20 protein-coding genes and 1 tRNA gene are annotated in these 17,622 nt (G+C 59.1%); 12 read left to right on the top strand and 9 right to left on the bottom strand.

Annotated features, from left to right (window positions below):
* The first annotated feature begins 110 nt into the window (after positions 1 to 110).
* Entirely contained in the window at positions 111 to 341 is a 231-nt protein-coding gene (locus FY152_19675; protein UXS34355.1) for a helix-turn-helix transcriptional regulator, read from the top strand.
* Between the two features lie 221 nt (positions 342 to 562).
* Entirely contained in the window at positions 563 to 1,813 is a 1,251-nt protein-coding gene (locus tag FY152_19670) for an adenylate/guanylate cyclase domain-containing protein (GenBank protein ID UXS34354.1), read from the top strand.
* 105 nt (positions 1,814 to 1,918) lie between these two features.
* Here the strand turns inward: FY152_19670 and FY152_19665 are convergent, their stop codons facing one another.
* Positions 1,919 to 2,098, bottom strand: coding sequence for a hypothetical protein (locus FY152_19665; GenBank protein UXS34353.1), 180 nt, complete (start codon positions 2,096 to 2,098; stop codon positions 1,919 to 1,921).
* Between FY152_19665 and iolG the strand changes: the two genes are divergently transcribed.
* Both iolG and FY152_19655 read left to right on the top strand, forming a co-directional pair.
* A complete protein-coding gene (iolG, locus tag FY152_19660) occupies positions 2,048 to 3,040 on the top strand; it encodes an inositol 2-dehydrogenase (protein ID UXS34352.1) in 993 nt (330 codons plus the stop codon). The two genes, FY152_19665 and iolG, sit on opposite strands and share 51 nt — an antisense overlap.
* 392 nt (positions 3,041 to 3,432) lie before the next feature.
* A complete protein-coding gene (locus FY152_19655; GenBank protein UXS34351.1) occupies positions 3,433 to 4,317 on the top strand; it encodes a DMT family transporter in 885 nt (294 codons plus the stop codon).
* Between the two features lie 25 nt (positions 4,318 to 4,342).
* Here the strand turns inward: FY152_19655 and FY152_19650 are convergent, their stop codons facing one another.
* Together FY152_19650 and rocF are read right to left on the bottom strand one after the other, a co-directional pair.
* Positions 4,343 to 5,398: an ornithine cyclodeaminase gene (locus FY152_19650; GenBank protein UXS34350.1), complete on the bottom strand. Its 1,056-nt coding sequence runs from the start codon at positions 5,396 to 5,398 to the stop codon at positions 4,343 to 4,345.
* An 11-nt stretch (positions 5,399 to 5,409) separates the two neighbouring features.
* Positions 5,410 to 6,330 carry an arginase gene (rocF, locus tag FY152_19645; protein ID UXS34349.1) on the bottom strand — a complete coding sequence of 307 codons (921 nt, stop codon included), beginning with the start codon at positions 6,328 to 6,330 and terminating at the stop codon, positions 5,410 to 5,412.
* 128 nt (positions 6,331 to 6,458) lie between these two features.
* Between rocF and FY152_19640 the strand changes: the two genes are divergently transcribed.
* Positions 6,459 to 6,896: an Lrp/AsnC family transcriptional regulator gene (locus FY152_19640; protein ID UXS34348.1), complete on the top strand. Its 438-nt coding sequence runs from the start codon at positions 6,459 to 6,461 to the stop codon at positions 6,894 to 6,896.
* A gap of 123 nt (positions 6,897 to 7,019) precedes the next feature.
* Positions 7,020 to 7,093: transfer RNA gene (locus tag FY152_19635), tRNA-Gln, on the top strand.
* A 118-nt stretch (positions 7,094 to 7,211) separates the two neighbouring features.
* Here the strand turns inward: FY152_19635 and FY152_19630 are convergent.
* From FY152_19630 to bioB, 6 genes are all read right to left on the bottom strand, one after another.
* Positions 7,212 to 7,406 carry a hypothetical protein gene (locus FY152_19630; protein ID UXS34347.1) on the bottom strand — a complete coding sequence of 65 codons (195 nt, stop codon included), beginning with the start codon at positions 7,404 to 7,406 and terminating at the stop codon, positions 7,212 to 7,214.
* A 105-nt stretch (positions 7,407 to 7,511) separates the two neighbouring features.
* On the bottom strand, positions 7,512 to 8,498 hold the full coding sequence (locus tag FY152_19625) for a beta-ketoacyl-ACP synthase III (protein ID UXS34346.1): 987 nt from the start codon (positions 8,496 to 8,498) through the stop codon (positions 7,512 to 7,514).
* Positions 8,499 to 8,540: 42 nt separating this feature from the next.
* Entirely contained in the window at positions 8,541 to 9,836 is a 1,296-nt protein-coding gene (locus tag FY152_19620; GenBank protein ID UXS34345.1) for an adenosylmethionine--8-amino-7-oxononanoate transaminase, read from the bottom strand.
* Positions 9,833 to 10,471, bottom strand: a complete 639-nt coding sequence (gene bioD, locus FY152_19615; protein UXS34344.1) for an ATP-dependent dethiobiotin synthetase BioD — start codon at positions 10,469 to 10,471, stop codon at positions 9,833 to 9,835. Before bioD ends, FY152_19620 begins: the two co-directional genes overlap by 4 nt.
* Positions 10,468 to 11,610 carry an 8-amino-7-oxononanoate synthase gene (locus FY152_19610; protein ID UXS34343.1) on the bottom strand — a complete coding sequence of 381 codons (1,143 nt, stop codon included), beginning with the start codon at positions 11,608 to 11,610 and terminating at the stop codon, positions 10,468 to 10,470. The genes bioD and FY152_19610 overlap by 4 nt, the downstream gene beginning before the upstream one ends.
* Positions 11,607 to 12,626, bottom strand: coding sequence for a biotin synthase BioB (gene bioB / locus FY152_19605; protein ID UXS34342.1), 1,020 nt, complete (start codon positions 12,624 to 12,626; stop codon positions 11,607 to 11,609). The genes FY152_19610 and bioB overlap by 4 nt, the downstream gene beginning before the upstream one ends.
* 236 nt (positions 12,627 to 12,862) lie before the next feature.
* On the opposite strand from bioB, the gene FY152_19600 reads away from it, so the two are divergent.
* The 6 genes from FY152_19600 to FY152_19575 all read left to right on the top strand — a co-directional run bounded on the left by FY152_19600 (position 12,863) and on the right by FY152_19575 (position 17,615).
* A complete protein-coding gene (locus FY152_19600) occupies positions 12,863 to 13,309 on the top strand; it encodes an acetyltransferase (protein UXS34341.1) in 447 nt (148 codons plus the stop codon).
* 105 nt (positions 13,310 to 13,414) lie between these two features.
* Entirely contained in the window at positions 13,415 to 14,314 is a 900-nt protein-coding gene (locus tag FY152_19595; GenBank protein UXS34340.1) for an AraC family transcriptional regulator, read from the top strand.
* A gap of 96 nt (positions 14,315 to 14,410) precedes the next feature.
* Complete coding sequence (locus FY152_19590) at positions 14,411 to 15,340, top strand: hypothetical protein (GenBank protein ID UXS34339.1); 930 nt, start codon at positions 14,411 to 14,413, stop codon at positions 15,338 to 15,340.
* Between the two features lie 89 nt (positions 15,341 to 15,429).
* Positions 15,430 to 15,840, top strand: coding sequence for a hypothetical protein (locus tag FY152_19585; GenBank protein UXS34338.1), 411 nt, complete (start codon positions 15,430 to 15,432; stop codon positions 15,838 to 15,840).
* A gap of 87 nt (positions 15,841 to 15,927) precedes the next feature.
* Positions 15,928 to 16,158: a hypothetical protein gene (locus FY152_19580; protein UXS34337.1), complete on the top strand. Its 231-nt coding sequence runs from the start codon at positions 15,928 to 15,930 to the stop codon at positions 16,156 to 16,158.
* Positions 16,155 to 17,615, top strand: a complete 1,461-nt coding sequence (locus FY152_19575; GenBank protein UXS34336.1) for a TolC family protein — start codon at positions 16,155 to 16,157, stop codon at positions 17,613 to 17,615. The genes FY152_19580 and FY152_19575 overlap by 4 nt, the downstream gene beginning before the upstream one ends.
* Positions 17,616 to 17,622: the final 7 nt, after the last annotated feature.

Here is a 17,622-nt window from a genome sequence, read left to right as displayed (position 1 = left end):
TTCCTCGCTGCGTTGCAGCACCGATTTCTTCTCCGGCAACGCGGTCGCATTCGGCCCGGCAACTTTTTTCTGCCGCCCGCATTAAAGTGTCCATCATGAGGGAGATGCAAATGACAATTTCAGTCTCACAACCCGATTCCGATCAAGAAACAGATGCTCCTTTTGCCAGAAAGGTTCTGACCGCTCGCAATCTCGCCGGTTATACCGTCGAGCAGCTTGCAATAACCTGCGGCCTCACGACCAGCGAAATTCGCGCCCTTGAAGACGGCACGGACAGCGATCCGCTCCGCATCAGGCGCGTTGCCGCCGCCCTGCATATTCCCGTAGAAACCGTTATCTGATCGTCTACAGCGATCCGGATAACATCTGAGCGCCGCCGGGGACGATGTTCGCGAGAACATCCGGGCGGCGCTTGCAATTGAACACGGCCAATCTTTCCGGAACATTTTCCGTACCTCTCTCTTAACATTTCCGTTACCCGGCACCACATGTTGTCCGCACGGACCATGTTCGGCATCTGGCCCGCCCGCACGAGAGCAGCAACAACCTCCGGAATCCTGTCATGACACTTAGTCTCAACACCGAAGAACGGGTTTCTTCAGCTTTGGATGAATTGTGGCCGGCGGAGAAAACGGAAATCCTCGACTGGCTCATCACCGGCACGAAGGATGAGCGCTTTATCGACGAAATATTCGTCGAGCTTTGCAGCAGATTGCGGGCTAGCGGCATTTCCGTCGCCCGTGGCGTGCTCGCTTTCCGCATTCGTCATCCGCAATGGCTTGGTGCGCGGATTTTGTGGAAAGCCGGCATGTCATCCGCCGAGATCGCCACCTACGGCTACGGATCGGAAAATACGCCCGAATATCTGAACAGCCCCATCAACGACATCCATCAGGGCGCCACCGAAGTTCGTCTCCGCCTGAATGATGACGAGGCCGATGAGCCCGGCTACACCATCTATGAGGAACTGCGGGCTGACGGGCTGACGGATTATCTGGCCTGGCCCATCGAACACACTTTCGGCAAACGCCATGTCGCGACATTTTCCAGCGACCGTGCGGGAGGCTTTACCGAAGCGGAAGTCCTCGCCTTGAAAAACCTGTTGCCGGCGCTCGCGCTGGTAAGCGAGATACGCCTGAAAAACCGCATGACGCGCACCCTGCTGGAGACCTATGTCGGCCCGCATGCGGGTGAAAAAATCCTCAATGGGGCGACGACGCGCGGCAGCGGCATGACGGTGGGCGCGGCGATCCTGATCTGCGACCTGCGTAATTTCACCCATATTTCCGACCTCTGGCCACGCGACGACGTCATCGAGCTGCTGAACGGTTATTTCGACGCCATGTGCGATCCGATCGAAGAGTTTGGCGGGGAAATCCTGAAATTCATGGGCGACGGGCTGCTGGCTGTTTTCCCGCTCAGCGACCCACAGGCCTGTGAAAACCTGCTGAAAGCCATTGCCAGCGCACAGAAAAGCCTCGTTGCCCTCAATGACATCAATTGCCAGAAGGGCCACGACCCGCTGGGTTACGGCATCGGGGTCCATGTCGGTGATGTCATGTATGGCAATATCGGTTCCAAAACCCGCCTCGATTTCACCGTTATCGGCCCTGCCGTGAACATTGCTTCTCGGCTTGAAACGCTGACCAAGGAAACCGGCCGCAGCGTGTTGTTTTCCGAAGAATTCGTCCGTATGGCCGGGTACGGGGACAAGCTGGAAAATCTGGGGCCGTGGCTGCTGCGCGGGCTTGAAACCCCGGTCGAGGTTTATGCCTTTCCGCAGAATGCCGTCCTTGCATCTTCCATCGACTGATCGCCGGCACCGGCTTTCAACCCGTCCCGAGTTGCTTTTTCGCCGCGGCGGCCATCCGCAACATATGCCTTGCAGGGGGAATAATTTCGGCTGTCATAACCATCGTCAAAACGCTTGACACGCCCCGGATGTCGCACTAGCAAAATAGAACATATATTCCATATCGAAACATTGTTTGCGTTCATATTCTGTCTTTCCGGGAGTGAGGGACAGATGTGAGGAACCGGAGGAAAGATGGTTACGAAATTGGCACTGCTGGGCGCTGGACGGATCGGCAAGGTCCACGCCAAGGCAATCACCACCGACAGCCGCGCGAAGCTGGTTGCCGTCGTGGATGCCATGGCCGGCGCTGCGGAAGCAATCGCCCGCGAAGCGCAGTGCAAGGTGAGCACGATCGATGAGGTTCTGGCCGACAACACGATCGACGCCGTCATCATCTGCACGCCGACCAACACCCATGCCGACCTGATCGAGCGTTTCGCCCGCGCCGGCAAGGCCATATTCTGCGAAAAGCCCGTTGATCTGGATGTGAGCCGGGCGGAGGCCTGCGCCAAGGTGGTTGAAGAAACCGGCGCAAAGGTGATGCTCGGCTTCAACCGCCGTTTCGATCCGCACTTTCAGGCTGTCCACAAGGCCATTGAAGATGGCCGCATCGGCAAGGTGGAAATGGTGACCATCACCAGCCGCGATCCCGGTCCGCCACCGGCGGAATATATCAAGGTTTCTGGCGGTATTTTCCGCGACATGACCATCCATGATTTCGACATGGCCCGTTTCCTGCTCGGCGAGGAAGTGGAAAGCGTGTTTGCGACAGGCTCCGTTCTGGTCAATCCGGAAATCGGCGCGCTTGGCGATTTCGACAGCGCCAGCATCATCCTGACGACCAAGAGCGGCAGGCAGGCGATCATCTCGAACTCCCGGCGCGCGACCTATGGTTACGACCAGCGTATCGAAGTGCATGGTTCGCTTGGTTCGGCAGCGGCCGAAAACCAGCGGCCTGTCTCCATCGAAATCGCCAATGCCGAAGGCTATACCCGCCCGCCGCTGCATGATTTCTTCATGACGCGTTATACGGCAGCCTATGCGGCAGAAATTACCGCTTTCATCGATAGTATCGAAAACAATGTCGCACCGACCCCTTCCATCAAGGACGGGCTGATCGCATTGAAACTGGCCGACGCCGCGCTCAAATCCGTGGCTTCGAAAGCGGTCGTGACGATCGGCTGATCGCTGCACCAAAAACTGCAAACGTCATCGCTGAACCCTGTCCGCCGCACAATTGTTGACGGCGGACAGGGCCTTTTACCAAGTCGTCTTGGATGATAAGCGAAAACCGCTCACGAAACTCTGCGTAACCCCAAGGCTTGACCCGAAGGTCCATGATTTCAACCCGTGAATTCCCGGGTTGAGCCGGTGAGTGACCGAAGAGAGGTTGCGGCGGTAACGCCCTCTTAGCGCAGCCGGCAATCTGCCTATTGAAAGAGCAGTTTCCGGACTTGCATAGCAGCTATTCGGAAAATAAGGTTGTCTGACAAGGTAAGACCGTCACATATGGCTGTTACCCACCTCATTCACGCCGAATCCTCTTTTGCCGGCAACAGCCGGACAGCGGTTTTTTTATGCCATCACACAAGACCGGTTATCTTTATGCGCTTGTCGCCTTCACGATCTTTGCGGCGCAGGATGGCATATCGAAACACCTGGGCACCTTCTATCCGCCGGTCTTCGTCGCGATGTTGCGATACTGGGCCTTCGCCGTTTTTGTTTTCCTGATGGCCGCTGCTTCACCCGGTGGCATCCGTGGTGCCGTCATGGCCAACCGTCCCTGGTTGCAGATTGGCCGCGGCGTCCTGCTTGCCGTGCAGATCGTTTTCTCCATCTTCTCCTTTGCCGTTGTCGGGCTGGCGCACAGCCATTCCATCCTCGCCTCCGCGCCGCTGATTGTTGCGGCTCTTTCCGTGCCATTGCTTGGAGAACATGTCGGCTGGCGGCGCTGGTGCGCCATTTTTGTCGGTTTCATCGGCGTTCTCGTCATCTTGAAACCCGATGGCGAAGGTTTCGATAACAGCCTGCTGATCACCTTTGTGGCCGTCTTCATGCTGGCGCTTTACAGCGTCCTGACCCGACTCGGCAGCAAAAGCGATTCAGCAATGACCAGCTTTTTTTATACCGGCGTGGCCGGTGCGGCGGCGCTGACGCTGGTCGGTCCGTTCTATTGGGTAAGTATAGCACCGCAGGACTGGGGATGGATGCTGGCGCTGTGCATTACCGGCATGAGCGGCCATTATTGCCTGATCAAGGCATTCGAACTGGCGGATGCGGCCTCGGTACAGCCCTTTTCCTATTACCAGCTGGTGCTCGTCTCCATCATCGGCGTCACCGTCTATGGCGAGGTCGTCACGTCCAATATGGTTCTGGGCGCAGCGATCGTGATTGCCGCCGGTCTCTTCACCATCTGGCGCGAACATGTGGCCGGCCGGAAGGAACGCCGGCAGGCGGACTAAAGCACTTGCCGAACGACCGTCCCTCTCAGACGAGGGCTGCCTCGCAGCGCAACAGCATTCCGAACAGATCGCGCGGCTCATCCGGATCGGCCAGCAGATCCAGCTCGGTATAAAGCCCGGTCGCTGCCAGTTTCGAGCGCACGTAACGCAGCGCCGAAAAATCTTCCGTCGCGAAGCCGACGCTGTCAAACAGCGTGATCTGTCGGTCGCTTACCCGCCCCTGCTTTTCACCGGCAATGACCTGCCAAAGTTCGATGACGGGGTAATCCGCCGGTAGCTGCTGGATTTCGCCTTCGATGCGCGTCTGCGGCGGATATTCGACGAAAATATCCGAGCGCAGCAGAATATCCCGGTGCAGTTCCGTCTTGCCGGGACAATCGCCGCCGACGGCGTTGATGTGAATGCCGGGACCGACCATGTTGTCGGTCAGGATCGTCGCATATTGCTTGTCGGCAGTGACGGTGGTGATGATATCCGCGCCTTCGACCGCCTCCTGCGCACTATCGCAAATCTTGATCGCAAGGCCTTGGCCGGCAAGATTGCGGGCGCATTTTTCGCTGGCCGAGCGGTCTATATCAAAAAGCCGCAGCGTATCGATGCCGAGAATGGCCTTGAAGGCGCGCGCCTGAAACTCACTCTGCGCGCCATTGCCGATGATGGCCATCGAGCGGGCATTTTTACGGACGAGATGTTTTGCAGCGACCGCCGAGGTGGCGGCGGTGCGCAGCGCCGTCAGGATCGTCATCTCGGTCAGAAGCAGCGGGTAGCCGTTGCCGACATCGGAAAGCACGCCGAATGCCGTCACGGTCTGGCGGCCCTCCCTCATGTTTTTCGGATGACCATTGACATATTTGAAGCCGTAAAGCGTGCCGTCGCTGGTCGGCATCAACTCGATGACGCCCTCCCTGGAGTGCGACGCAATGCGCGGGGTCTTGTCGAAGCTTTCCCAGCGGCGGAAATCTTCCTCCACTGCATCGGCAAGCTCGCGCAGAAAGGTATCGATCCCCACCCTGAGCACAAGTTTCATCATGTGATCGACGCTGACGAAAGGTACGATATTGAGGTTCGGTATTGCCGTCATCGGTCCCTCCCTCAGCCAGCCCGTGTCGGGCGATCCATGACCCGCTTGCCCAACAGGCTGGCGGCAAGATCGACCATCAGGGTCGCGGTTCTGCCGCGCTCATCGAGGAAAGGATTAAGCTCCACCAGATCGAGGCTGCAGACCAGCCCGCTATCATGCAGCATTTCCATCACCAGATGCGCCTCCCGGAACGTCGCCCCGCCCGGAACCGTGGTGCCGACCGCAGGCGCGATCGACGGTTCGAGGAAATCGACATCGAGACTGACATGCAGGAGGCCGTTTGCCTCTTGAACCCGCGCCAGGAATGCCCGCAGCAGGACGGCGACGCCGTGTTCGTCTATCGAGCGCATATCGTGAACAGTAATGCCACTCTCTTCCAGAGCGGCCCTCTCGGCCGGATCAACGCTGCGAATACCGATCATGCCAATATTCTCTTCGGGAACCGCATGGGAAAGGGGCGGAAAATAGCCCGCGAACCCGTCACGCCCGCTGAAGTAGGCGACCGGTGTGCCATGCAGGTTACCGCTGCGCGTTGTCTCCAGCGTGTGATAGTCGGTATGGGCATCGAGCCAGAGCACGAAAAACGGACGCCCATTTTCCGCGACGCGGCGCGCCATGCCGGCAACGGTTCCCGCCGAAATCGCGTGGTCGCCACCGAGAAAGATCGGCAATGCGCCATCGCTTTCGCGGTAGGCCGCCTCCGTCAGCGCCTCCGTCCAGGCCACCGTCTCGGAGAGGTGATGCACCGCCGGATTGGGGTGGGAAAATTCCTTGAGGGGCGCCGGCGTCACATTGCCGGTATCGACCACCCGATGGCCCAGATCCTCAAGGGCGCGCGTAAGACCGGCAATGCGATAGGCACTCGGCCCCATCTCACATCCCAATTGCCCGGCACCTATCTGCAACGGCGCACCAATCAGCCTGATATCCATTTGAACCCTCGCTTTTCAACAGAACCCTACTAGATCACAGAGACATGGCGGAATGAACATCAAATATTGGCAATATTATTGAAATAGGCTACCAGTTTGGTAAAATCTATTTATCAGAGTGACTATTAATGGATATCCTCGACGAGCGGCTCGTAACCCTTTTGCGGCACAACGGCCGGCGCAGCATTTCCGATCTGGCCATCGAAACGGAAACCTCGCGCGCGACGGTGCGGTCACATATCGAAAAAATGGAAAATGACGGCACCATCATCGGCTACACCGTCATCCTGCGTGCCGATGCGGTGGAAGCCGCGATCCGCGGCATCATGATGATCGAAATTGAAGGCCATGTGACGGACCGCGTCATCCGCACGCTTGGCGGTTTCCCGGAAATATCCGAAATCCACACCACAAACGGGCGCTGGGACCTTATCCTGGAACTCAATGCCGCAACGCTCAGCGATTTCGACGCCGTGCTGCGCCGCATCCGTCTCGTACCCGGCATCACGGGCAGCGAGACAAGCATTCTGCTCTCCACCCCGCGCTCGACCCGCGCGCGGCTCTGACCCGCAGACGAAACGCAAAAGAACAGTGAAAACGCATTTTTCGATTTTTTCGACTTGCGCCCCTGAATAAATCATCTATATGACGACCCACCAAAGCGAACGCGCCGAAGCGCTTCAGGCTTTTGGGGAATAGTTCAATGGTAGAACAGCGGACTCTGACTCCGTCGATCTTGGTTCGAATCCAGGTTCCCCAGCCAACCATCTTCTCATATAAAATCAAATGATTATGCGGAACGAAATGCCGACATGTCCGGCTTTTCAGATTGCGCTGCATTGCTCCTATTGTCAGCCGCCATACGGCGCTTCGGTCTCGCATCAAGACGACTGGTCCGGGACAATCCACCAGAATAGTTGCACAAGGTCGTTCCAGAGCCTGACGGTATCATCGATCATCGATGTCACTTCTGAATAGGCGTAAATGGCCAAAAGCGTCAGAACCGCCAGCAGCAGCCAAGGCCAGATCGAGCGTCTTGGCTGTGTTGCATCATTTTCTTTTTCATCGAGGTTCAATGGCAGCCTCCCGGTTTGCTTTGAGACTATGACGAAAAGCGGCGGGGCCGCAATGACATGCGCAGGCCCGTTCACGCGATGAGGCCTGCCGTTTTGTGAGTTGGCTTAAACTCGATAAATCACTGCACCTCCGGTCAGGCCCGCCCCTGCCGCAGTCAATAACAGCGTCTCTCCCTCAACGAAGCGTCTTTCAGCATTGGCAACCGAAAGCGAAAGCGGAATGGTGGCGGCAGACGAATTACCGAAAGTCTCGACCGTGCGCACCGTCTTTTGCCGGTCAATGCCGAGATTGCCGCAGACGGCGTCGAACATACGGGCATTGGCCTGATGTGGAACAAAGCGGTCGATATTGGCAGTTTTTATACCGGCCTGTTGCAGCACCTGCTGTGAGGTCTGCGTCATCAACGCGACGGCGCGGGAAAAGACTTCGCGCCCATCCCGCATCGTCATCAGCGTCTCTTCAATCGGCATATCAAGGGAGAAAGGCTGGCTGCTGCCGCCGGCCCCTATCTGGATAAGGTCGTAGCCGCTGCCATCGGAAACGAGACCGGCGGAGAGGAGGCCACGCTCAGCGTCCCGGCACGGGGCAACCACAACGGCCCCGGCGGCATCGGCGAATAGAACGGCACTCGCCCTTTCCGCCGGATTGATGCGGCGGCTCAAAATATTGGCGGCGACGACGAGTACCGCACGGCCATGGGTGCGGACAAAACCATCCGCGAGGGTGAGCGCATAAAGAAAACCGGAACAGGCCCCGGCAAGATCGATAGCGCCGGAGCGTGTCAGGCCGAGGCGATGGGCAAGCAGCGGTGCGGAAGGCGGGAGAAGATGGTCCGGTGTCGAGGTTGCCAGCAATGTCAGCGCAATATCGTCAGAGCCGATCTTGGCGTCTTCCAGCGCCAAACGGCCGGCTCTTTCCGCAAGCCCGCTTAACGTATCGCCCTCTCCGGCCCAATAACGCGTGCGGATACCCGTCCGCCGCTCGATCCAGCCGGCGTCCAGCCCAAGACGCGCTTCTATTTCGGCATTGCCGACGCATCGCGCGGGGACGGCATGTCCGAAACCGGCCATGCGGGAAGAACGTGTCTGCATTGTCAGGCCTTTCCGAGCTCTTGGAAAATGCGGATGTCTGGTTCACGCGGTCCCAGTGGCGCGCGATTTGGCCGGAGCGGCGTCAGTCACGATCGAGGCCACTTCATCGATGGCGTCAAAGGCGTAGGTCAGGTCGTCAGCCGTCGTGCAATAGGGCGGCATCAGATAGATGACGTTTCCGAGCGGGCGGATGATCAGCCCGCGCTCGCGGAACAATTGCCGCATGCGAGGACCAGCTTCGGCGAGATAACCGCCAGCAGGCACGTTGAGGTCAAGAGCCGCTATGGTTCCCGCCTGGCGGATGTTGCCGAAACGCCCGTCCCCTTCAAATCGTCCGAGTTCAGTATGTAAGGTTTCCTGCAATTGCCCGATGCGCTGCGCCACCGGCTCATTGCACCAGACCTGCAGATTAGCGACGGCAGCAGCACAGGCGATCGGATTGGCGGTATAGGAACTGGAATGGAAAAAAGTCTTGCGGCGGTCGGTTGAAAAATGCGCATCGAAGATGTCGCCGCTGCACAGCGTTGCCGCAAGCGGCAGAGAACCGCCCGTAAGCCCCTTGGAGGTGCACAGAATATCCGGCGAAATCCTGGCCTGCTCGCAGGCGAACATGCTTCCGGTTCGGCCCCAGCCCGTCATCACCTCATCGGCGATGAGCAGGCAGCCGTGGCGCTCAGCGATCTGTTTCAACCCGGCCAGAACATCCGCACCATAAATCTTCATGCCACCGGCGCCGAGAACCAGCGGCTCGATCAACAAAGCGGCGATACGGCCCGAACGGCAGAAGCTCTCGAACATGTCGAGCGTCTCCTGCTCGCGCCCTACCTCCGGAAAAACGAGCCTGTCGACGCCGAAAAGCAGCGGTTCATAAGCGGCATTAAAAACGCCGCGCTCGCCCGTCGACATGGTGCCGATCGTATCGCCATGGTAGCCGTGCTCCATGACCACGATGCGGTCGCGCTTTTCACCGCGGTTATGAAAATAACCGAGCGCCATTTTCAGCGCGACTTCCACCGAGGTCGAGCCGCTATCGGAATAAAACACATGTTCCAACCCGGCGGGGGCAAGTTCGATCAGCCCTTTGGCCAGCGTTTCTGCCGGTTCGTGGGAAAATTCGGCGAAGATGATCTGGTCGAAGGCCTCGGTCGCCGCGCGAATGGCTGCCATGATCGCGGGGTGCCGGTGGCCGTGGGTGATGACCCACCAGGATGAAATGGCATCGAACAGCCGCTTGCCGTTCTCATCGACCAGATAGGCGCCCTCCGCCGAGACGATGCGTTTCATCGGCGGTTCCAGCCCATGCTGGGTAAAGGGGTGCCAGACAGGGGAACGGCTCATGCCGGCACCTCCAGAAAATCAGCGAGATCAAATTGTTGAGCGAATGTTTGGTGGAGCGCGTCCGCACTCATCGCCGACAGATGAGGCAACCGGCCAAGCGAACGAACCCTGCCGATATCGGCGATGATGCGCTGATTTTCCCGGTTCTCGTCACCGATGAACACCACGCCGTGTACCGGAATAGCGCGTTGCCGCAGCGCCTCAAGCGACAGCAGCGTGTGGTTGATGGTGCCAAGTGACGTCCTGGTGCACAGGATCAGCGGAGTTTGCCAGCGGGCGAAGATATCGGCAAACAATAATGTGTCGGTGAGCGGCACCAGCAGGCCGCCCGCCCCTTCGATCACCAGCGGTCCGTCCGTCCGCGGCGGAAACAGACGTTCGGGATCGATCGTCACATTTTCAAGGCGGGCCGAAAGATGCGGGGAGGCAGGCATTTTCAGACGATAGCTTTCCGGCAGGATGCGCGCGCGGGGCACGCCGCCCAGCCGTTCCACAACCTCACTGTCGGTTTCTTCCTCCAGCCCGGATTGCACGGGCTTCCAGTAATACGCTTGCAGGGCGTGGGCAAGCGCTGCCGAAAAGACCGTCTTGCCGATACCTGTATCGGTGCCGGAAACGACGAAACGAGGGCTCATCGCTCCTCCTCCGTAATAGCGGCGAGCAGCCCGATCATGTCCGCGATCTGACTTTCATCCACATTGAGCGTGATCGATATGCGCAGGCGCGCCGTGCCTTCCGGTACAGTCGGCGGGCGGATCGCACGTACATCGAAACCGCCATTACGCAGACGCGCAGCGATCCTCAGCGCACGGGCATTGTCACCGATCAAGACAGGCAATATCTGCGAGCCGCTGGGTGCCATACCAAGTCGGACGTGCAATTCTTCACCGGCGAAGTTTACCAATTCCTCCAGCCGTGTCCGCCGCCAGGTCTCGTCGGCAACGATATGCAACGCCTCACGCACGGCTGCGGCCATCAGCGGGGACGGCGCTGTCGAGTAGATGAAACCGCGGGCGCGGTTGGTGAGGTAATCGGCAAGAACCGCAGGCAGGCTCAGAAGCGCGCCGGAAAGGCCAAGCGCCTTGCCGCAGGTATGCAGCGCCACGACATTGCCCCGACCTTCCAGTTCGGCAGCAAAGCCACGCCCGCCGGATCCGAAAATGCCGGTGGCATGCGCTTCATCAACGACGAGGAAGCCGCCGTGCCGCTCGGCAAGATTGGCAAGGGCCCCAACCGGCGCACGGTCTCCATCCATCGAGTAGAGGCTTTCCACCGCGATCCATGGGCGGCCCCTGCCGCCCGCCTGACGCCAGCGGTTTATTTCCCGCTCAAATGCCTCGACCTGATTATGCGACACGGCGACAGCCTTCGCCTTGCCCGCCGCAATACCATCATGCACGCTGGCATGGATCAGTTCATCGTGAAGCACGAGATCGTCCCGAAGCGGCAAGGCAGAGAAAAGCGCGACATTGGCGGCAAATCCACTGCCGAAATAGATCATTCTTTCGGAACCGAAGAACATCGCCGCCTCCGCTTCCAGCGCCTGATGTTCCGGGTGGTTGCCGCGCAGCAGCCGCGAGCCACCGGCACCAACAGGCACGCCTCTTTCGATGGCGGCGGCAATCGCCGCCTTCAGCCGGGGCGCATCGGCAAGCCCGAGATAATCGTTCGAGGTGAAGTCGACCCCCTCCAGAGGGGCGAGCGCGCGCAGCCGCGATTTGCGATGCAGGCCGGCAAGCTTCGCTTCATAAGGAGAGAGCGCCGAAACGGTCACCGGCACCCTCCTGCCTCCGCAGGCTGCAGCTCCATCGGCTTCAGACCCAGCCGCCGGAACAGCGCCGTATCGTGATCTTCGCCCGGATTATCCGCCGTCAGCAACGTCTCGCCGATGAAGATGGAATTCGCCCCGGCCAGAAAACAGAGCGCCTGTGTCTCATCGCTCATTTCCGTGCGCCCGGCGGAAAGCCGCACATGCGACGTTGGCATGAGGATGCGCGCAAGCGCAATGGTGCGGACAAAATCGATCGGATCGACCGGGTCAGCATTGGCGAGCTTCGAGCCGGGGATTGGGATCAGCATGTTGATCGGCACGCTTTCCGGCGGAACCGGCAGATTGGCGAGAGTCACCAGCATCGAAATACGGTCATCGACCGTCTCCCCCATGCCGAGAATGCCGCCGGCGCAGACCTTTATGCCGGCATCGCGGACATTTGCGAGCGTTTCCAGCCGGTCCTCGAAAGTGCGGGTGGTGATGATCTGCGAATAGAACCGTTCCGATGTGTCGACGTTGTGATTGTAATAATCGAGCCCGGCATCGGCGAGCCGTTCGGATTGCTCCGGCGTCAGCATGCCGAGCGTCATGCAGGTTTCCATGCCAAGCGCCTTCACGCCTTCGACCATGGCCACGACCGCCTCCATGTCACGCTCCTTGGGGTTGCGCCATGCCGCGCCCATGCAATACCGCGTCGCGCCGCCTTCCTTCGCCTTGCGCGCCTCGGCCAGCACCCGTTCCACCTCCATCAGCTTGGAGGCCTTCAGCCCGGTCGGATTGCGGGCGGACTGGCTGCAATAGCTGCAATCCTCCGGGCAGCCGCCTGTCTTGATGGATAAAAGCCGGCTCATCTGGATGGCGTTGGCATCGAAATGTCGGCGATGCACCTGCTGCGCTTGGAAGAGGAGATCATTAAACGGTAAATTATAGATAATTTTAGCTTCTGCTAGCGACGAATCTGCTCCATTCATCGGAGGCGGTGCCGTGTTTGGCTCCATTTTCGTAACAATCTGATCCATTTGACGGCCCTCCGGTTAAAATAAATAGATAGAACTTCTTTTTATCTATTTTTTTTAACGCGACTTTTGCAAGCGCTTTTTTCTGAAAAATCGTCGACCGCAGGAATCGAGGGGGACAGGCGCGGCCAGATCTCCGGGCTTCTTAAGAACGACCGAAAGGATGAGAAACCACTTTTTAAGAAAGATCAGAATCGCCCCCATGGCGCAAAAAGCTGGCAATTGCTAAGGGTTAAGACATGATTACACTTCGCTCTTCCGACACTCGCGACATGGCCCGCATCCTTGAAATATGGCGCAGGGCCGTCGACGCCACTCATGACTTCCTTCTTCCGGCAGATCGCATCGCGATCGAGGAGGAAGTGACGGCTTTTCTGCCGCAGGTCCCCTTGACGCTCGCGGTCGATGCATCCGATCAGCCCCTTGGTTTCATGTTTCTGCATGAAGGCCACATGGAGGCGCTTTTCATCGATCCGGACCAGCATGGCAAAGGGATTGGAAGGGCGCTCGTACAGGCGGCGCTCGCTGCATCTCCGGCGCTGACCACCGATGTGAATGAGCAGAACGCACAGGCGATGGGCTTTTATCGTCGGCTCGGTTTCGAGCCGACGGGACGTTCCGACCTCGATGGGCAACAACGGCCCTATCCGCTCGTTCATCTTCAATTTCGCGCGGCGGAAAAATAAGCCAACGGGACAGGAATTTTCGGGGAGGAGCAAGTCACGAACACCATCATCCGTTTCGCAACCGATGACTTTCAGCCCGAGCACCGCTTCGACCAATGGCGCGAGGTGCGCGGCAAAAGCCTGTTCGGCGTGACGATCGAACTTGCTCCGGATCGTCGCCACACTTTCAGAGGGTCGTTTCAGGCGCGCGCCATTGCCGGCGCCGTCGTAAGCGAGATGCGCGCCTCCTCCTACCGGGTCAACCGCACGGAAGCGGATATAGCCCGCATTGCTGGCAACAGCCTCTGCATCGGCCTGCAGGTGACGGGCTCGGGGCTGCTGCATACCGGCAGAGACCGTGTCCATGCCGTCAGCGGTGGCGATATCACCATCAATTACTCGGATTTACCCTATGACGCGTTACCGGGCGGCGAGGCGGCTTTTCACTACAGGATGCTCAAGATTCCCGTCGACTACGAGGTCATGCTTGGCCAACCGGCCGATGACCTGTTTGCGACGCGTTATAGCGACAATACCGCCTTCTCCCGGCCCTTCCGAGCGCTTTTCAATGCACTGAACGCCGACAACGGCAGGCTCATCGACCCCGAACGCGATGTGGCGCATGTCGCCCGGCTTGCCATGACGGTGCGTGGGCGGCTTTCGCCCTCCATGCCGGAAGTGCGCGCCGCGCTGAGGACCGGGCTTTGTTATGCCGCCCAGGACATCATGATGCACAAAAAATCCCGGCAAAACCTGACACCCGCCTCGGTGGCGAAGGAACTGGGCATTTCGCTGCGGCAATTGCATGTCGTTTTCGAGGGCTCGGAACTGTCGTTTTCCCGGACGCTTTCCTCCATGCGTATCGAGGAAGCGCGACGCCTGCTGCTGGAATTTCCCGCTTTGCCAATAACGCAGGTCGCCTATGGTTGCGGCTTTGACAGCCTTGCCACCTTCTACCGGGTGTTCAGCAACACCTTTGGCATGACACCTGGCGAGGCACGCGCGATGAGCCTGCCGACCGCTTAAATTTCACCTCTGCGCGCAATGAGAAGACGCCTCATCCCCACCTCTGTAAAGCCGATGGATCGTGCAGTCCCGTCCGGCAATCTGAGGAGCGCTCCCATGACCAATTTTTTCGATTTCGCGATTTCCGGGCTGCCCGACGCCACCGCATTTCGCCGCAGCCCGCCGCCCTGTGAAATCGACCGGTTGCTCCAGACGAGTTCCTTCACGGCAGCACTGCGTCTGCTTTCCGGAAGTTTCATCGCCCTTTATGAAGGTTCGCCCGGCATGACCGCGCTTTTTGCGACGCGCCAGAGCAGGCTCCTTTGCCATGCGCTGCTGGCGCTGTATTTTCAGAAATGTGACATCTGCGAGACCGGAGCGGGCGAGCCCGCCCTGACGCGGGAAGATTTCGGCCGTCTCGCGCTCCGCCATGGCCTCGCCAGCCACGATGTCGCTTACGCCTTTTTTCAAGAGGCGCTGAAACGCGGGCTGACGACAGAGGTGAAATCCGGAGAACAGAAAACCGACGGGGTGGCGCCTTCGCAGCTGACCCTGGCGATGCTTGCCCATTGGTACGACGTGCATTTTCAAGCACTCGACCTGATCGATGAAGGTTTCAGGGCCTCCAGATTCATCAAACAGTCCAAAACCATGCTCGCACACATCCATCCCCGCGTGACGGAAGCGCTGCTCTCCAATCCCGAGGTTCGCTGCCCCGGACCACTTTCCATCATCTTCAACTGGTTCGACGCCGGCGGGCTTTTGATGGATCGCCTGATCGCCGGGATAGACTGGGAAAAGCCGACGGAACAGGGCAGGCACCTGACAGATGTGAAGACGGTGTCGGAACTGGCAAAATCGCTCTCCCTTACCCGCCCCCATGTTGCCCGCAAGCTTGCGGCGGCCGAACTGATCGGCGGCATCGGCTGGAGCGGAAGGCGGGGTCGCTCGGCGCTCTGGATATCGCAGGGCTTTTACGAGGAATATGCCCGCATGCAGGCGCGCAAGCTCCTCATTCTCGACGATGCCTTCATGGAGACGACGTGAGGTTGCGGAACCGGAAGGCACGGCATTTGTCGATGGTTATGAGTGATACTCATTGACAAAATTCGAGAACTACGGCTCTTCTACTGTCCATGCGTAAGATGTTGCAAACATCGAAATTGACGGCACTGCTGTTTAGACTGGTGATGATACTGTCACTGGCGGGCTACAGCGTTTCCACCGTCAATGCCGCAATGCATGGTCCAGACGCTGCGGGAATGCCGCACGACCAATCGGTCATGATGGATCATGGCGCGATGAAGAGCCACGGTGGTTCGGCCATGGCGTCCGACGATCATCACAAGATGGATGCGGCAGAGCATGACAGCGGCGTTAAAAAGCCGGTCAAGCCGGAATGCTGCGGCGATTTCTGTCTCGGCATGGCCGTGCTGATCGCTCATGACGCGCTGGGCAAACCCGTCGACAATTCCATTCGTTCCTTCCTCGACGATAGCAAGGCCGTGGGCGAGACCCCGCTCCTTCACCGTCCACCGAATATCTGAACAGGCAAAGCCCGCCTGCTGGGCAATGACCGTGCGTGAGCGGCTTTAGCGCCGTCGCGCCGTTACATCTCCTGTTCGGACATTACCATGAATCCTATTTACATCGTGGTGGCAGCGCCCCTGCTTCTGGGCGGCTGCACGGCCACATCCTTGATGAACGAGGTTACCTCGTTTGAAGACGCGGCGAACCCGTCGCTCGGCGCCGCACCCATCCGCTATCAAACGCCGGTTACGGGTTATACGCACCGCGCCCCGGCTGACCCGAAGCCCTGGCGTAACCAGAACGATGCGCAGGCTCCGAAAGGAGACGCATCATGACGATACGTATATTCAAACTCGCGGCCGCCCTTTCCTTCCCCGTCGTCCTCGGCGGCTGCGTCACGGCCGCCGACTACACCTCGAAAAATGCGGGCTTCACCACCGTATCGGCCAAAACATCCGAAGCGACCGGAAAGCAGACGGTCTGGATACAGAACAGGGCAGAGGCGCAGGCGACTTCGGCCCGCGTCAAGTCGCTGATGGCCGCCAAAACCATCGATGTCGAAACGGCGGTTCAGGTCGCACTGCTCAACAACAAGGGCCTTCAGGCTGCTTATACGGATCTTGGCGAGTCTGCCGCAACCGCCTGGCAATCGACCATGCTGGTCAATCCGAGGGTCGGTATCGGGCTGACGGGCATCGGCACGCCGGGGCTCAGGGCCTACAAGGCGATCGAGGGTGTGATCGTTACCAATATTCTGGCGCTGGCCACTCTTAAACAGAATGTCGAGATTGCCGATACCGGCTTCCGCAAGGCGCAGCTCGCAGCCGCGCTGAAGACGTTGCAACTGGCGGCGGATACCCGCCGGGCGTGGATCACGGCTGTCGCGGCCTGGGAAAATGTCGGCCAGCTCGCTCAGGCGCAGACGGCTGCGGATGCCGCCTCGGAACTTGCCAAAAAGCTTGGGGAGGCAGGCTCGCTGAACAAGGAGGGCCAGGCCCGCGAACAGGTCTTCTATGCCGAGCTGACAGGCCAGATCGCCAAGGCGAGGCTTGAGGCACGTCTTGCGAAGGAAGAGCTGACAAGGCTGATGGGACTGTGGGGAGGAGACATCGAATACAGCATTCCCAATCGCCTGCCGCAGCTTCCCAAGGATATTGCCAAACGCGACATGATCGAGGCCGAGGCGCTGCAGCGCCGCGTGGATTTGCAGATCGCCAAACTCGATCTGGAATCGACCGCCCGGTCGTTCAAGCTCACCGAGGCCACCCGATACGTCACCGATCTCGAACTTCGCTCCGGTTTCGAGACCGAACGCGAGCGTGACGAGGACGCCATAAACAAACAGACGACGGGCAATGCAGAACTGGAATTCGTCATTCCGATCTTCGATTCCGGCCGGGCGAGAATGCGGGAATCCGAACTTGCCTATATGCGGGCGGCAAATCTGCTGGCGGAAAAGGCGGTCAATGTCCGCTCCGAAGCCCGCTCCGCCTATCAGGCCTATCACTCGAACTACGATATCGCCCGGCATTATCGCAACAGCGTGGTGCCGCTGCGAACGAAGATCGAGGAAGAGTCGCTGCTCACCTATAATGGCATGCTCACCAATACCTTCGAATTGCTCGCCGACAGCCGCGAAAAAGTCAATTCGAACCTGCTCGCCATCAATGCCAAACGCGACTTCTGGCTCGCGGAAGCCGGCCTCGCTCCCGCCATCTATGGCGGTGGCGCGGCTACGGCAGGGGCAGAAACAGAAGTTGCCACCGCTGGTGGCGGCGGTGGCGGACATTGAGAAAGGA

Source organism: Agrobacterium tumefaciens (assembly GCA_025560025.1).
Lineage (GTDB): Bacteria > Pseudomonadota > Alphaproteobacteria > Rhizobiales > Rhizobiaceae > Agrobacterium.
This window is presented reverse-complemented; position numbering and strand designations above follow the sequence as displayed.

Excerpts from the sequence above, each read along its gene's own strand:
- FY152_19675 (UXS34355.1), top strand. The coding sequence starts at position 111 with ATGACAATTTCAGTCTCACAACCCGATTCCGATCAAGAAACAGATGCT.
- FY152_19670 (UXS34354.1), top strand. The coding sequence starts at position 563 with ATGACACTTAGTCTCAACACCGAAGAACGGGTTTCTTCAGCTTTGGAT.
- iolG (UXS34352.1), top strand. The coding sequence starts at position 2,048 with ATGGTTACGAAATTGGCACTGCTGGGCGCTGGACGGATCGGCAAGGTC.
- FY152_19655 (UXS34351.1), top strand. The coding sequence starts at position 3,433 with ATGCCATCACACAAGACCGGTTATCTTTATGCGCTTGTCGCCTTCACG.
- FY152_19650 (UXS34350.1), bottom strand. The coding sequence starts at position 5,398 with ATGACGGCAATACCGAACCTCAATATCGTACCTTTCGTCAGCGTCGAT.
- rocF (UXS34349.1), bottom strand. The coding sequence starts at position 6,330 with ATGGATATCAGGCTGATTGGTGCGCCGTTGCAGATAGGTGCCGGGCAA.
- FY152_19640 (UXS34348.1), top strand. The coding sequence starts at position 6,459 with ATGGATATCCTCGACGAGCGGCTCGTAACCCTTTTGCGGCACAACGGC.
- FY152_19625 (UXS34346.1), bottom strand. The coding sequence starts at position 8,498 with ATGCAGACACGTTCTTCCCGCATGGCCGGTTTCGGACATGCCGTCCCC.
- FY152_19620 (UXS34345.1), bottom strand. The coding sequence starts at position 9,836 with ATGAGCCGTTCCCCTGTCTGGCACCCCTTTACCCAGCATGGGCTGGAA.
- bioD (UXS34344.1), bottom strand. The coding sequence starts at position 10,471 with ATGAGCCCTCGTTTCGTCGTTTCCGGCACCGATACAGGTATCGGCAAG.
- bioB (UXS34342.1), bottom strand. The coding sequence starts at position 12,626 with ATGGATCAGATTGTTACGAAAATGGAGCCAAACACGGCACCGCCTCCG.
- FY152_19600 (UXS34341.1), top strand. The coding sequence starts at position 12,863 with ATGATTACACTTCGCTCTTCCGACACTCGCGACATGGCCCGCATCCTT.
- FY152_19590 (UXS34339.1), top strand. The coding sequence starts at position 14,411 with ATGACCAATTTTTTCGATTTCGCGATTTCCGGGCTGCCCGACGCCACC.
- FY152_19585 (UXS34338.1), top strand. The coding sequence starts at position 15,430 with ATGCGTAAGATGTTGCAAACATCGAAATTGACGGCACTGCTGTTTAGA.
- FY152_19580 (UXS34337.1), top strand. The coding sequence starts at position 15,928 with ATGAATCCTATTTACATCGTGGTGGCAGCGCCCCTGCTTCTGGGCGGC.
- FY152_19575 (UXS34336.1), top strand. The coding sequence starts at position 16,155 with ATGACGATACGTATATTCAAACTCGCGGCCGCCCTTTCCTTCCCCGTC.